This window comes from Serratia sp. HRI, from assembly GCF_010119335.3.
GTDB classification, from domain to species: domain Bacteria; phylum Pseudomonadota; class Gammaproteobacteria; order Enterobacterales; family Enterobacteriaceae; genus Serratia; species Serratia nevei.
In genome coordinates, this window is the sequence record NZ_CP083690.1 from 4,427,442 (window position 1) to 4,442,025 (window position 14,584).

13 protein-coding genes are annotated in these 14,584 nt (G+C 59.3%); 3 read left to right on the forward strand and 10 right to left on the reverse strand.

What is annotated here, in order from left to right; all coding sequences use genetic code 11:
- Positions 1-165: 165 nt before the first annotated feature.
- The gene (locus GF111_RS21210; protein WP_047730237.1) at positions 166-510 is read left to right on the forward strand and encodes a YejG family protein; all 345 of its coding nucleotides are present in this window, start codon (positions 166-168) and stop codon (positions 508-510) included.
- Positions 511-519: 9 nt separating this feature from the next.
- Here GF111_RS21210 and yejF read toward each other — a convergent pair whose 3' ends face one another.
- From yejF to GF111_RS21255, 9 genes are all read right to left on the reverse strand, one after another.
- Positions 520-2,130 (reverse strand): microcin C ABC transporter ATP-binding protein YejF, encoded by a 1,611-nt coding sequence (gene yejF / locus GF111_RS21215; protein ID WP_147190405.1) that lies wholly within the window; start codon positions 2,128-2,130, stop codon positions 520-522.
- Position 2,131: 1 nt separating this feature from the next.
- Positions 2,132-3,157 (reverse strand): ABC transporter permease, encoded by a 1,026-nt coding sequence (locus GF111_RS21220; RefSeq protein ID WP_047730239.1) that lies wholly within the window; start codon positions 3,155-3,157, stop codon positions 2,132-2,134.
- Positions 3,154-4,245 (reverse strand): microcin C ABC transporter permease YejB, encoded by a 1,092-nt coding sequence (locus GF111_RS21225; RefSeq protein WP_147190402.1) that lies wholly within the window; start codon positions 4,243-4,245, stop codon positions 3,154-3,156. Before GF111_RS21225 ends, GF111_RS21220 begins: the two co-directional genes overlap by 4 nt.
- A gap of 9 nt (positions 4,246-4,254) precedes the next feature.
- Entirely contained in the window at positions 4,255-6,066 is a 1,812-nt protein-coding gene (locus GF111_RS21230; protein ID WP_147190400.1) for an extracellular solute-binding protein, read from the reverse strand.
- Positions 6,067-6,159: 93 nt separating this feature from the next.
- A complete protein-coding gene (locus GF111_RS21235) occupies positions 6,160-7,743 on the reverse strand; it encodes a cyclic di-GMP phosphodiesterase (protein WP_147190398.1) in 1,584 nt (527 codons plus the stop codon).
- 151 nt (positions 7,744-7,894) lie between these two features.
- Positions 7,895-8,143, reverse strand: a complete 249-nt coding sequence (locus GF111_RS21240) for a hypothetical protein (protein ID WP_134268142.1) — start codon at positions 8,141-8,143, stop codon at positions 7,895-7,897.
- Positions 8,144-8,155: 12 nt separating this feature from the next.
- Positions 8,156-8,731 (reverse strand): bifunctional murein DD-endopeptidase/murein LD-carboxypeptidase, encoded by a 576-nt coding sequence (gene mepS, locus GF111_RS21245; protein ID WP_038876300.1) that lies wholly within the window; start codon positions 8,729-8,731, stop codon positions 8,156-8,158.
- Positions 8,732-9,141: 410 nt separating this feature from the next.
- On the reverse strand, positions 9,142-9,852 hold the full coding sequence (locus GF111_RS21250; protein ID WP_038876299.1) for a phosphatase PAP2 family protein: 711 nt from the start codon (positions 9,850-9,852) through the stop codon (positions 9,142-9,144).
- Between the two features lie 77 nt (positions 9,853-9,929).
- A complete protein-coding gene (locus tag GF111_RS21255) occupies positions 9,930-10,904 on the reverse strand; it encodes a GTP-binding protein (RefSeq protein WP_038876297.1) in 975 nt (324 codons plus the stop codon).
- A gap of 318 nt (positions 10,905-11,222) precedes the next feature.
- Between GF111_RS21255 and GF111_RS21260 the strand changes: the two genes are divergently transcribed.
- Positions 11,223-11,531, forward strand: coding sequence for a type 1 fimbrial protein (locus GF111_RS21260; protein ID WP_033635274.1), 309 nt, complete (start codon positions 11,223-11,225; stop codon positions 11,529-11,531).
- A 62-nt stretch (positions 11,532-11,593) separates the two neighbouring features.
- Here the strand turns inward: GF111_RS21260 and GF111_RS21265 are convergent, their stop codons facing one another.
- Entirely contained in the window at positions 11,594-13,066 is a 1,473-nt protein-coding gene (locus GF111_RS21265) for a mannitol dehydrogenase family protein (protein ID WP_147190397.1), read from the reverse strand.
- A gap of 293 nt (positions 13,067-13,359) precedes the next feature.
- Here GF111_RS21265 and uxuA point away from each other — a divergent pair, with 293 nt between their 5' ends.
- Positions 13,360-14,550, forward strand: coding sequence for a mannonate dehydratase (gene uxuA, locus GF111_RS21270; protein ID WP_047730243.1), 1,191 nt, complete (start codon positions 13,360-13,362; stop codon positions 14,548-14,550).
- Positions 14,551-14,584: the final 34 nt, after the last annotated feature.

The following is a 14,584-nucleotide window of genomic DNA, read 5'->3' on the forward strand; positions in this document are numbered from 1 at the left end:
GCCAAAAAATGGCACGGCATCGGCAAGCACGGGGTCTGGTTAATGGCTAGCGGCAAAATTTACATTTAAATAACATTTGTGCGCGGCAGAGTCGGGAGTCAGCGGCTATAACTTAGTAACCCTGTCAGGTAAAAGTGTTTCACCTTTTCAATCTAGGGATTTCATGTGGAGAATATCCAACTTTCGGTAGTGCATCGCTTGCCGCAAAGTTATCGTTGGCTATCCGGTTTCACCGGCGTAAAGGTAGAACCGATTCCGTTTAACGGAATAGACGAAGATAACAACCTGATAGGGCTGAAGTTACTCAGCCATGAAGGTGCCGAGGCCTGGCAGGTAATGCAACAGCTCAATCTGTCGCTGCAGGAGATTCAGGTCGACTGCGCGATCGTCGAATGGGAAGGGGAGCCTTGCCTGTTCGTGCAGCGCAGCGACGAGAGCGCCACCATGTGCCGCCTGAAAAACGTCGGCGCCGCGATCGCCGAGCCGCTCAGCGCGCAATACCCCTTCTAGCATTCGCCGCTAATCCGCCAACTGCAGCAGTTGACGGGTATAGTCGGCGGCGGGCGCCGCGAAAATCGCCCGGCAGTCTCCCTGTTCAACCACTTCTCCCTGTCGCAACACGATGACCTGGTGGCATAGCGAACGCACCACCTGCAGGTCATGGCTGATGAACAGATAAGCCAGCCGGTGGCGTTGCTGCAGCGATTTCAGCAGCGTCAGGATCTGCGCCTGCACCGATTTATCCAGCGAAGAGGTCGGCTCGTCGAGGATCAGCAGCTGCGGCTGCAGGATCAGCGCGCGCGCGATGGCGATACGCTGGCGCTGCCCGCCGGAAAACTCGGTGGGATAGCGATGGCGCAGCTGTGGATCCAGGTCGACTTCCTGCAACACTTCTATCACGCGCTGTTCCCGCTGCTCTGCGCTAAGTCGCTGGTGCACTTCCAGCCCTTCGGCGATGATTTGCTGCACGTTCAGGCGCGGGTTCAGGGCGGAGTAGGGATCCTGGAAGACGATTTGCATCCGGCTGCGGTAGGGCAGCATCTGCTTCATCGTGAGCGGGTGCAGCGGTTCGCCGTCGAACCAGATGGCGCCCTGTGAGGCCAACAGGCGCAGCAGCGCCAGCCCGGTGGTGCTTTTACCCGAGCCGGATTCCCCCACCAGCCCCACGCTTTCCCCGGCGCGCAGCTCGAAACTCAATGATTTCAATGCATAGTGATAATCCACCGTGCGGCGCAGCAGGCCGCGGCGGATGGGGAAGCGCACCTGCAGATTTTCCACCTTGAGCAGCGGCCGCTCGTCGCCGGGGCGCCCGTTGGCCGCGGCAGGCAGCGGCAGCGGTTCACCGACGTCCTCGGCGGCCAGCAGCTGCTGTGTGTAAGGATGCTGCGGCCGGCTGAACAGCTGCGCACGGCCGTTTTGCTCTATGCAGCGCCCCTGACGCATCACCGCCACGTTGTCCGCCAGGCGGCGCACGATATTCAGGTTATGGGTGATGAACAACAGCCCCATGCCCATCTCCTGCTTCAGCTCTTGCAGCAGCGTCAGGATCTGCGCCTGGATAGTGACGTCGAGCGCGGTGGTGGGCTCGTCGGCGATCAGCAGTTTCGGGCGGGTCAACACCGCCATGGCGATCATCACCCGTTGGCGTTCACCGCCGGACAGCTGATGCGGGTAATCCTGCAGCCGGCTTTTGGCCTGACGGATGCCGACGCGCTCCAGGCATTCGACGATCTCTGCGCGCGCGGCTTCGCGCCGCAGGCCGCGGTGCAGCATCAGCACTTCCGCGAGCTGTTTTTCGATGGTGTGCAGCGGGTTAAGCGACACCATCGGTTCCTGAAAGATCATCGCGATCTGATTGCCGCGCACCTTGCGCAGCGCCGCTTCCGGCGCATGCAGCAACGAGTCGCCGTTGAACAGGATATCGCCGGCAGGATAAACCACCGGCGGCGCGGGCAGCAGGCGCAGTATCGACAGGGCGGTGACGCTTTTGCCGGAGCCGGATTCCCCCACCAGCGCCAGCGTTTCCGCCGGCGCGATTTGCAGCGAGAGTTCGTTGACCACCGGCGTGACGGTGTCGCCCTGGCGGAAGGCGATGCTGAGATCCTGAATAGCGAGCAAAGGAGTGGCCATATCAATGCGCCTTGCTGGGGTCAAAGGCGTCGCGCACCGCTTCGCCGATAAAGATTAATAACGACAGCAGCACCGCCAAGACCAGGAAGGCGGTGATGCCGAGCCACGGCGCCTGCAGATTGTTTTTGCCTTGCAGCAGCAGCTCGCCGAGCGACGGCGAACCGATCGGCAGACCGAAACCGAGGAAATCGAGCGACGTCAGGGTGGTGATCGAGCCGCACAGGATAAACGGCAGGAAGGTCAGCGTCGCCACCATGGCGTTGGGTAGCATATGGCGGGACATGATCACCCGATCCGGTACGCCCATGGCGCGCGCGGCGCGGATGTAGTCAAAATTGCGGGTGCGCAGGAATTCGGCGCGCACCACCCCCACCAGGCTCATCCAGCCGAACAGGATGGTGATGCCGAGCAGCCACCAGAAATTGGGCTGGACGATACTCGACAGCAGAATGATCAGAAACAGCGTCGGCATGCCCGACCACACTTCGATAAAGCGTTGCCCCCACAGATCGAAACGCCCGCCGTAATACCCCTGGGTTGCGCCGACGCACACGCCGATCAGGCTGGAAAACAGCGTCAACGCCAGGCCGAACAGCATCGAGATGCGAAAACCGTACAGAACACGAGCGAGCACGTCGCCGCCGTTGCTGTCGGTGCCGAGCAGGTTGTGGCGCGAAGGCGGCGAGGGGAAGGGCACCTCGGTGGCGAAGTTGATGGTGTCGTAGCTGAAGCGGATCGGCGCCCAAACGGCCCAGCCGTGCCGTTCGATCTGCTGCTGTACGAACGGATCCTGATAGTCGGCTTCGGTGTTCAGCTCGCCGCCGAAGGCGGTTTCGCTGTAGTTAATCATAAATGGCAGGTACAACCGGCCTTCATAACGCACCAACAGCGGTTTGTCGTTGGCGATCAGATCGGCGGCCAGGCTCAGGGTGAACAGCACCAAGAAGATCCACAGCGACCAGTAGCCGCGGCGGTTGCGGCGAAAACGCGCCCAGCGCGCCTGGTTGATCGGGCTAAGGCGGCTCATTGGCGGGCCTCGAAGTCAATGCGCGGATCGACCAGGGTGTAGGTGATATCGCTGAGGATATTCAACAGCAGGCCGATCAGGGTGAAGATATACAGCGTGCCGAACATCACCGGGTAGTCGCGCTGCAGCGTGGCGTCGTAGCCCAGCAGCCCCAGGCCGTTGAGCGAGAACATGACTTCTATCAGCAGCGAGCCGGTGAAGAACATGCTGATAAAGGTGGCCGGAAAACCGGCGATCACCAGCAGCATGGCGTTGCGGAACACGTGGCGGTAGAGGATTTTTTTCTCATCCAGCCCTTTGGCGCGGGCGGTGGTGACGTACTGCTTGCGGATCTCGTCGAGGAACGAGTTCTTGGTCAGCATGGTCAGGGTGGCGAAGCCGCCGATCACCGTCGCCAGCACCGGCAGGGTGATGTGCCACAGGTAGTCGGCGGTCTTCGCCGGCCACGAGAGGGTGTCGAAGTTGCTGGACACCAGGCCGCGCAGCGGGAACCAGTCCAGGTAGCTGCCGCCGGCGAACAGTACAATCATCAGGATGGCGAACAGGAAAGCCGGAATGGCGTAGCCGATGATGATCAGCGTGCTGCTCCAGGTATCGAACGCGCTGCCGTTGTGGACGGCCTTGCGGATACCGAGCGGGATCGACACCAGGTAGATGATCAGCGTGCTCCAAAGGCCCAGCGTGATGGAGACCGGCAGGCTCTGGCCGATCAGCTGCATCACCGAAGCGCCGCGAAACAGGCTGTCGCCGAAGTCGAAGCGCATATAGTTCCACAGCATGGTGAAGTAGCGTTCGTGCAGCGGTTTGTCGAAGCCGTAGCGTTTTGTGATCTCGGCGATCACCTCCGGATCCAGGCCGCGTGAACCGCGGTATTGGCCGTCGCCTGCCGCGATGCCCGCCCGGGCATGCCCCAGGCCTTCACCTGCGCCGCCGCCGCCAAAACCGCTGCCATGCCCCAGCTCAATGGCGGCGATGGCCTGATCGACCGGGCCGCCGGGGGCAACTTGCACGATAAAAAAGTTGATGGTGATGATCGCCCACAGCGTGGGGATCACCAGTAACAGTCTGCGTATCAGATAGGCCGCCATTCCGACTCCTTATTGCCGTTGAGCCGGTAAACGCGCCGCCTTGTTGACGTCGTACCACCAGTTATCGAAGCCGATCGCATAGGCCGGGCGGATCGGCGGCGTGGAGAACTTGTCCCAATAGGCGTAGCGATCGTGGTTGGAGTACCACATCGGCAGCATGTAGTTGTTCCAGGTCAGCACCCGGTCCAGCGCGCGGCCGAGCGGCAGCAGGGCTTTTTCGTCGCCCTGATGGGCGGCGATTTGCCTGACCAGGCTATCGACCGCCGGATCTTTGACGCCGGCTGTGTTGTAGCTGGAATCGATGTATTGCGAATCCCACAGGATTTGCAGATCGGCGCTGGGGAACGGCATCGCCATGTACACCGTCGGCATCATATCGAAGTCGCGTTCGCGCATGCGGCGCGTATATTGCGAGGCGTCGATCTCGCGGATTGCCATATCGATGCCCAACCGCTGCAGGTTGTGGCGGAACGGCAACACGTACTGGAAGTTGCTGCCGCTCAGCAGCATCAGCTCAAAGGCGAACGGCTGGCCGGTTTTGGCGTTGACCAACTTTTGATTTTTGACCACCCAACCGGCCTCTTTCAACAGTTGGGTCGCCTTCAGCAGATTTTGCCGATCGTTGCCGCTGCCGTCGGAGGCGGGCGGTTGATAGATGCTGGTGAACACCTCAGGCGGCACCTGGCCTTTGAGCGGCGCCAGCAGCGCCAGTTCGGCGGCGTCCGGATAGCCGCGGGCGGCGTAGGCGGTGTTTTGGAAATAGCTGTCGGCGCGTTGATAGGCGTTGTAATACAGCGCCTTGTTCATCCAGTTAAAGTCGAAAGCCAGGGTGATCGCCTCGCGCACGCGCGGGTCGGCAAACAGCGGTTTTTGGATGTTGAACGCCAGCCAGCGGGTGTTTTGCGCCGCCTGGTTGGTCTCGTCCTGTTTGATGATGTAGTTGCGCGCGAAGTTGCCGCCCTGATACTGGGTGGCCCAGCTCTTGGGCGACGGCTCGATGCGGAAATCGTAAGCGCCGGCCTTGAACGCTTCCAGCGCCACTTTATCGTCCAGATAATAATCGTAGCGAATGCTGTCGAAGTTATAGCGGCCGCGGTTCACCGGCAGGTTGGCGGCCCAGTAGTCGCGCACCCGTTGATAGGTGATGTACTGGCCGAGGCGATAATCGCCGATTTTATACGGGCCGCTGGCCAGCGGCGGCGTGTTGAGCGGCTCGTTGAGCTTATGGTTTTGCCAAAAGGCGGCCGGGAGAATAGGCAGGCTGCCGAATAACGACAGCATCGCTTCTTTGTTCGGCTGCGGGAATTCAATGCGCACCGTCAACCGAGAGATGGCTTTGACCGTGACGCCTTTGTAGTAGGAGCGAAACTGCGGCACGCCCTCGGCCATGAATTTGCTGAAGGTGAAGGCCACGTCGGCGGCGGTGATCGGGCTGCCGTCGTGGAAACGCGCGCGGGCGTTGATATCCACTTCCACCCAACGCATGTCGGCCGGGAAGCGCGCCGATTCGGCAATCAGCGGATAAAAGCTGCCGGGTTCGTCGTCGGACGTTGCGAACAGCGTGTCGTAAAGTTGATCCGTGCGCTCGCCGGGCACGCCGCGGGTGGCGAAGCGGTTGAAGTTGTCGTAGGTGCCGATGGCCGCCAGCCGCACGTCGCCGCCCTTGGGCGCCGCCGGGTTGACGTAGTCGAAATGGCTGAAGTCGGTGGCGTATTTCGGTTCACCGAGAAGGGCGAAAGCGTAGCTTTCGTTGAGGGCTTCGGCCTGCAGACCGAAGCTCAGTGCCGAGAGCACCAGAGCAGCGAAAATGCGCACGGACATCGGACGGTAAGCTCCTGCTGTGGAATAAAGTACAACCTGCGCCCAGCATAACATTCTTCGGGTGAGCGCAGGGTAAAGATGCTTAAAGATTAACTATTTTTTTGCCTGATAATCAAAGACCTGATGAGCATTGCAGTAGGCGACGAAATTGTCGATGCTCAGCGGCTTGCTGAAGTAGTATCCCTGCATGAAGTTGACACCGTGTTCTTGCAGGAACTGCATCTGCTCGGCGGTTTCGACGCCTTCGGCCACCGTCAGCATTTTCAGCTTTTTCGCCAGCGAGATCACCGCATCCAGCACCGGCGCGGTGACCGTGTCCTGGCCGATGGTGTTGACGAAGCCACGGTCGATCTTCAGGTAATCCATGGTGAAGCGCTCAAGATAGATCAACGCGCTGTGCCCGGTGCCAAAATCGTCTACCGCGATCTCGATGCCCTGTTTGTGCAGCCAGTCAAACTCCGCCAGCGCGCTCTCTTCTTCCACCATGCCGCGCTCGGTGATTTCAAACACCAGCGTGAAGTAATCGCCCGGCAGCTGCGCCAACAGTTCATACACGTCCTGGTGGAACGACGGTGCGCTAAGGTGGGCAGGGGAGATGTTGAGGCCGACTTTACCTCCCCGTGGCAGCGTTTTGGCAAGCTGCGGCGCATCTTCGGCGATCAGCCTGAACAGCTGGCGGGTAAGCGGCACGATCAGCCCGTTGCTTTCGGCGTAGGGGATAAAGACATCGGGCGGGATGCGGCCCTCGATCGGATGCTGCCAGCGGATCAGCGCTTCCAGCCCGCCGATGCTGTTGCTGTCGGTGTGGAACACCGGCTGGTATTCGATAAAGAACTCGTTGCGCTTGATGCCGCGCAGCAGTGCGCGCTCCGGGCTTTGCCGCAGCAGCAGCATGTAGTAGCAGAGTACGCCGATCATCAATGACAGCACCAGGCTGCCCAACAGCGTCAGGCGAATGTCGTTGGGTGTCAGCTTCTCGTTGTAGAACATGATGGTCAACGGCAGATTGGGCAGCGTCAGGTTATCCGCCTTGCTTTTCGGCAGCTGATCGATCGGCATCAGGTTCGGGCTGAAGGTGGTCAGCGCGCGATTGCCCATCACGATGGCGATGCCCGGCGCCTGTTCGTCGTGCGAGGTGAACAGCAGATAGGGCATCAGATCGATGTCCAGCGTAGCGAGGATGCCGGTGGCCTGCTCGCCGGGATGCCGCAGCCAAACCGCAACCGCCGGCTTATTTGGCACGATCGGCGTGCCCTGCTGCAGCTTGAGATCCAAAGGCAGATCCCAGTCGATGTCCTGATAGAGGTTTTTCATCGGCAGCATTATGTCGCCGGTGGCGGAGGAGCAATAGGCGTAGCCGTCTTTCACCAACAGGAAGGTGCGCACGCCGCTGGTAAAGGCTGCCTGGTAGGTAATGTCCGACTGGCTGGAGAGGCAAGGCTTGTCCAGCAGCGGTATCATTTGCTGCATCACGGCCGTCAGGTGCGAGATATAACCCAGCGTGAACTTTTGCGTACGCGCTTCGACTTTATGTTGATATTGCGTGCGCTGGTGGTTGATCAAAGAAAGCGTGACCGCGGTGAATAGCGTAAAAAATACCAGAGCGGCGACGCCGCTTTTAGCCAGGCTGCGCTGTCGGTGAGAGACGCTGCGGGCGAAAGCCCTTTTCAAGCCCATAACCGAGTCCTCTGCAACAGGGCATCAGGGGGGGTGCACAGCCAGTTAATGGATTGTACCAACGGCTTTTTTTTCATTTTTGCCTTTTTATCCCGTACCAACCGGCGGCGCCGTTTAAATACGCGGCGTCGCCGACAGAAATATAATGCGCCTATTCTAAGCGGAAACGTTTTAAATAACGCCGGGGCGCCGTTGCCGTCATCTGACGATAATAGGCGAGTTTTTCCTCGAGGGCGTGATTTCCTGCCAACAGTTTATCAAAATAATGGCGTGCGGCGGCGTTAAGCGGGGAGAGGTGACGATAAGCCAGGGACCAGGCGCGAGGGAACCTGTTCAACCGCCAAAAAAAACGCCGCCCGTAGGCGGCGCTTATCGCTCGTTTGGTATTCAGAATCTTCAAGGCGATGCGCCGTCAGCCGCTGGTCAGCACCCGGCGCGCTTCTCGATAACGTTTGTCCCAATAGTTATCGGTCAGCTTGGAAATCATGACACCACTGCTGGTGGAGGCGTGAACGAATTGATCGTTGCCTAAATAGATGCCGACATGGCGCCCGGTAGAGCCAGCGCGGAACAGCACCAAATCGCCGGCGCGCAGCTTGGTGCGCTGGATTTTCTTGCCGAGATCTTCCTGTTCATAGGTAGAGCGCGGTAAATCCATGCCGAACTGTTCGCGGAAGGTACGCTGCACAAACGCCGAGCAATCGATGCCGCGCTTGGTGTCACCGCCTAAGCGGTAGCGAACGCCTTTCCAGTCCGCGTACTGATCCATAATCTTTGACTTGACGTCAACGTTGCGGACCATTGCTTCGAATTCATCCTGAGAGGCTTGCAGTAAAAGACCGTCTTTGTCATTAACTGCACGCATCTCAGTTTGTGCGTTATTCAAGTTCGAAGTGTGAGTCGAGCTGCACGCTGACAGCATAACCGCCGCGGCAATTGCAGGGACTACCCGCAAAAAATATCTCAGAAACGGTTGAGATTTGACCATTGTTGTTGTTTTCCCTTGAAGTCCTTAACGACGAAAGTCGCTACCTGAAAAATGCCAAACGGAACGAGCCTAGTCCGCACCTGTTGCATCGACAACCAGTTACCGTTGAAAACGTGCGAGAACGCACATTTTTATCGGATTCCATACTGATTCGACTTAAACCAGGCACAAACGCATCTGAGGTTACCGGAACAAATAGGGGATTGCGAGCCTTTTTGCCGTCTTTTTTATATGAATTTGTGATGTAACATAATGTAAATCTTCATATAAAAAACGCCAATTGTCCGATGTATGAATCTGGCGTGAAATCAGGTTGCAAAAGGGTTAACGGACGGCGGTGAAATTTTGCGCGCTGCGGGGGGGGAGAGCACGGGAGGCGTGGGCCTCCCGGCATGAGTCATAGACGCAAGTTATGGTTGGCCGGGGCGGTGCTTGCCGGGCAACAGGCGATTCAACCGATCGACAATCCAGTCGCTGCAAGGCGTCATCAGCACCCAGCTGGCGCCTACCAGCACCACGGACAGCGAACCGACGGCGATATCGGTAAACCAGTGGGCGCCAATCATCACGCGTGGTAATGAAAAGACCAGCGTAATCAGCAGGGCGACGGCGAAGGCACCGCGGCCGAAATAGCGCAGCATAAAGCAGGAAAAAATAATCAGCATCATGCCGTGGTCGCCGGGGAAGCTGTCGCCGGAAGCGTCCTTGGTCGGGATGCCGGTCAGCTCGCTGACGCGATGGATATTGTCGAAGGTCAGGGTAGGGCTCGGATGTTTCACCGGCAGCAGATGGCCAAGCTGATTCAGCACCACGGCGGTCAGCAGCATCACCACGCCGGTGATCACCAGACGGCGGCGGCCGGCGGCGTCCTGCTTCAGGTAGAAGTACAGATACAGCAGACCCATGGCGAGCAGCGAAATGACATCAAACGCGCGGTTATTGGTGATGGCGACCAGATGCAAAAATGCCGGGTCGGTGGCCAGATGGCGGTTAAAGAAGAAAAAAATCGCCGAATCCAGGGTAAACCAGCCGCCGTGATTGGCCGGCAGGAACCAGGACAGAAACAGCGCAACGCCCAGTAAGTTGAAGAAGAGAATGAAGGGTAAATTGCGGCGTGTCATGACATAACCTGTTGAAAAAATGAAAACGAAACAAAACACGGCCGCCCTGCGACAACCGGGGGGCAACGGTACGGGGTTTAACTTAAACGAATCTTAAACAAGGCGGATTGCAGGGCGTTCCAGTCGGTATTTTCGCTGTGGATCAGTTCAATCCGGCTGTCGAGCGGCGCGAGCGGGCGGGTTTCGATGTTGAGATCCTGCCCCTGACGATTGATCAGCAATGTGCCTTCGGGAATGCGCACCACGCCTTTGGCGCGTTCGACCGGCGCGAGTCGTACCCACTCCATAAAGCCGACGGTGTCGAACTGGGTGTCGGCGTCAAAAATCCAACCGCAGCTGGTGAAGCCTTGCCCCTCGTTCAGCGCTCGCCGCCAGCGGGCGTGCTCCGGCAATCGCAGCGCCGCCAGCCCCTGCGTTTTCGCCTGACCATGATGATGCTGCGCGTCCGGTAATTCTGCACGATTCGTGCGCGGGAGGGACAACAGCGCGACATCCGCTTGGCCTTGCGCGATGGTGTAGCAGGGCCGCTGCAGCGGATCTTGCGCCCTCCAGGCTTCCAGCGCCCACCTGTCTTCCGGCTGATAGGTATCGTTTTTGCTGGCCAAAATAACGTCGGCCGCGGCCAGCTGATCGCGGAAGTTTTCGTTGTCGCGGTAACGGGGTTGGCTGAGCTGGCGGGCATCCAGCAGGCACAGCGTGGCCTGCAAATCGATCCAGCCGGCATAGCTCTCCTGGGTCAGCAGCGACAGGATTTGTTTCGGATGCCCGAGCCCGGTCGGCTCGATCAGCAGCCGGTCCGGTTTGGCCTGCTGCAGCAGCATATTCAAGCCCACCTGCATCGGCAGGCCGTTAACGCAACACATGCAACCGCCGGGGATCTCTTTGAGCACCGCGCCGCTGTCCGCCAGCAGCGCGCCGTCGATGCCGATCTCGCCGAATTCGTTGACCAGTACCGCCCAGCGTTCCTGGTCGGGCTTATGAGCCAGCAAATGGCGGATGGTGGTGGTTTTACCGCTGCCGAGAAAGCCGGTAATCAAATTGGTTTTGGTCATTAATAATTCCTGGCGTAAAAATTAACTTGCTTAATAAATGAGTTACGCTGCCTTGTCGATGAAGCGGCCGCAATTTAATTTGTGCTCTATCTCGCAAATTTTGCACGTCACCCTGCGCTTTTCAACCGGCAAAAGCCACTTTTCAAAGCAAGAAAATTCTTAGATAAAACCCTGTATTAGATGCGGTTAACTTTTGTTAGTAGCTTGTTTTTACATTGTTAATGACGCGATTAACGATCAAATTGCGTCCCTTTCCTTGCGATTATTCCTAACAAGATCCTCTATGGTTAAATTGGCTTAACTAAAAATGAGGTTGCCATGAATACCTTTCGGTTATTTTTGATCGTAGGAATGTTGTTTTCATGGACGGCAGTGAGTCATGCAGGAGTGGCCGGCGGGGTAATTCGCTTCGTCGGTTCTATCGTTGAAAGTCCTTGCACGGTCAATATTGCAGATTCTAAGGCGAATACGCAATGTTACCGCAACGGCCAGCGTTATCAGGCCCAGCAAGCGTTGTCAGGTTTTGATACTACACGCAAAGAACTTCCGCTAAATCTAGGCACAACCGAAATGAAGTGGGTAGACCAACAGAAGAAGCTCGCTGTTATGACGGTCGTTTATCGTTAAGTCGTTCCGCCATGCCGGCGTAACGTTACGCCGGCATGGTTATTCTCGGCCCTGCAGGCTCCTCACCGCATCACCCACTCCTTCACCGTTTCACGCGCCCCGCGATCGCGCAGCGACAAATAGGCTTGCGTTACCGCTTCGGTAAACGCCGCATGCGCCGCCAGCGTTTCGCCGAACACCGATTTCAGTGCCAGCAGCGCCGTTACGCGCCGCCGATCGTCCGGCGTGGCGGCGATCGTCTGTTGCAACACGTCTGCCAGCGGATCGCGAATGTCGATCGACTGACCGGCGTCATCGACGCCGCCGACGTAACGCATCCAGCCCGCCACGCCCAGCGCCAGCCCGCTATAGTCACCGCCGTGCCGCAGATGCCAGCGCACCGCGTCCAGCAGGCGCTGCGGCAGCTTCTGCGAGCCGTCCATGGCGATCTGCCAGGTGAGGTGTTGCAGCGCCGGATTGCTGAAGCGCGCGATAAGCTGTGCGGCGTAGTCGGCCAGACTGATGCCGGTGACGCTCAGCGTCGGGGCCTGTTCGTCCAGCATCAACCGCAGGGCGGCGCGGCGGTAGTGCTCATCCGCCATGCACTCGTTGATATAGCGGTAGCCGCCCAGGTAACCGAGGTAAGCCAGGAACGAATGGCTGCCGTTCAGCATGCGCAGCTTCATGTGTTCAAACGGCAGTACATCGCTGACCAGTTGGACGCCAGCCTGCTCCCACGCCGGGCGTCCGGCGGTAAAGTTGTCTTCCACCACCCATTGGATGAAGGGCTCGCAGGCGATGGCGCATTCGTCGCGCACGCCGCCCAGCGCGGCGGCGATCTCATCCAGCGTGGCCGGCGTGGCGGCCGGCACGATGCGATCCACCATGGTGCAGGGGAAGGTGGCGGCGGTGGCGATCCAGTCGGCGAGCGCCGGATCCCGCGCCTGCGCCAGATCGAGCACCGCCCGGCGCAGCACGTGGCCGTTCTCCGGAATATTGTCACAGGAGAGCAGGGAGAAGGCGGGCAAGCCGCGTTCGCGCCGCAGCCGCAGCGCTTCCACCAAAATGCCGGGCACGGTCTGCGGCTGATGCGGCCACGCCAGATCGGCGACGATCCCCGAATGCTGTCGATCCAGCCGCCCGCTGCCGGGCTCGATGCAATAGCCTTTTTCGGTAATGGTCATCGAAACGATCGCCACCTGCGGCTCGGCCAGCTTCTCCAGCACCGCGGTGATGCCTTCCAGCTTGCGATGCAGGCTCTCATGCACCGCACCGACCACGATGGCCTGATGGCCGTCCGCGCCTTTCTCCAGCACGCTGTACAGATGATCCTGTTGCCGCAGCGCCTCAAACAGCGGCACGCCGCCGGAAAGACTGATTTCGCAAATGCCCCAATCGCCGCCTTGGGCGCTCAGCAGCCGATCGGTCAGCAGCGCCTGATGCGCGCGGTGGAACGCGCCGAAGCCAAGGTGCACGATGCGGCTGCGCAGGGCCCGGCGGTCATAGTCCGGCTGCCGGACGGCGCTCGGCAGCGGGGTGTTGGCGATCGTTTTCATCTCATCTCCAAAACGGGTAAGACAGCTTGCGGGCCACTTGCGCCAAGTTAGCAGACCAGTTTTCCGCCGTGCAGGCAGGGTGGCACCGGTGATAAAAAACTGCGACCAGTGTAAAGATGTCGGCCAATTAAAGGAATTGGTCAGTCCAAAATAAGCCAGAATCGTGAAGTGGATCAACCAATGAGGGGATCGGTTTTGACAGCGCAGGCCGAAAGAGTAAGTTAAAGATAACTGACATCTAAATTAAACTGGTATAACAGCATTGCGGTGCGAGACAGGTATAAGGACAAAACATGGAACAAACATGGCGTTGGTATGGCCCGAACGATCCGGTTTCTTTGGACGATGTGCGTCAGGCCGGGGCGACCGGGGTGGTGACGGCGCTGCATCATATCGCGAACGGTGAAGTCTGGCCGATCGACGAAATCCGCGCGCGGCAGGCGCTGTTGGCGGAAAAGGGGCTGGTGTGGTCGGTGGTGGAGAGCGTGCCGGTACATGAGGAGATCAAAACCCACAGCGGCGACTGGCGGCGGTACATCGCCAATTACCAGCAGTCGCTGCGCAACCTGGCGGCCTGCGGCATCGACACCGTCTGCTACAACTTCATGCCGATCCTCGACTGGACGCGCACCGATCTGGCCTATCCGCTGCCGGACGGTTCCAAAGCGCTGCGTTTCGATCAGATAGCCTTCGCCGCGTTCGAGCTGCATATCCTGCAGCGCGCCGGCGCCGAGGCGGACTATACGCCGCAGGAACGCAGCCAGGCGGCGGCCCGTTTCGCCGCCATGAGTGAGGAAGAAAAAAATCGGCTGACCGGTAACATCATCGCCGGGCTGCCGGGGGCGGAGGAGGGCTACACGCTGGAACAGTTCCGCCGCCGGTTGGCGGAATACGACGGCATCGACAAGGCGCGGCTGCGCGAAAACATGGCGGTCTTTCTGCGCGCTGTCGTGCCGGTGGCGGAAGAGGCCGGCATCCGGCTGGCGGTGCACCCCGACGATCCGCCGCGGCCGATCCTCGGTCTGCCGCGCATCGTCTCCACGATTGAAGACATGCAGTGGCTGAAGCAGACCGTCGACAGCATTTATAACGGTTTCACCCTATGCACCGGTTCATACGGCGTGCGCGCCGATAACGATCTGGTGCGGATGATTGAGACCTTCGGCGATCGCATTCACTTTACCCACCTGCGCGCCACCTGCCGCGAGGAGAACCCGAAAAGCTTCCACGAAGGGGCGCACCTGCAGGGCGATGTGGACATGGTGGCGGTGATCGAAGCGATCCTGACCGAAGAGCTGCGTCGGCAACGGGCAGGCGATCGGCGGCCGATCCCGATGCGCCCCGATCATGGACATCAGATGCTGGACGACTTGAAAAAGAAAACCAATCCGGGCTATTCGGCCATCGGGCGGTTGAAAGGGCTGGCGGAGCTGCGCGGCGTCGAGCTGGCACTCAAGCGGCGCTTTTTCCCGGAATTGCCGTAGCGGAAAATGAAACGGGGCCGGGACTCGGCCCCGC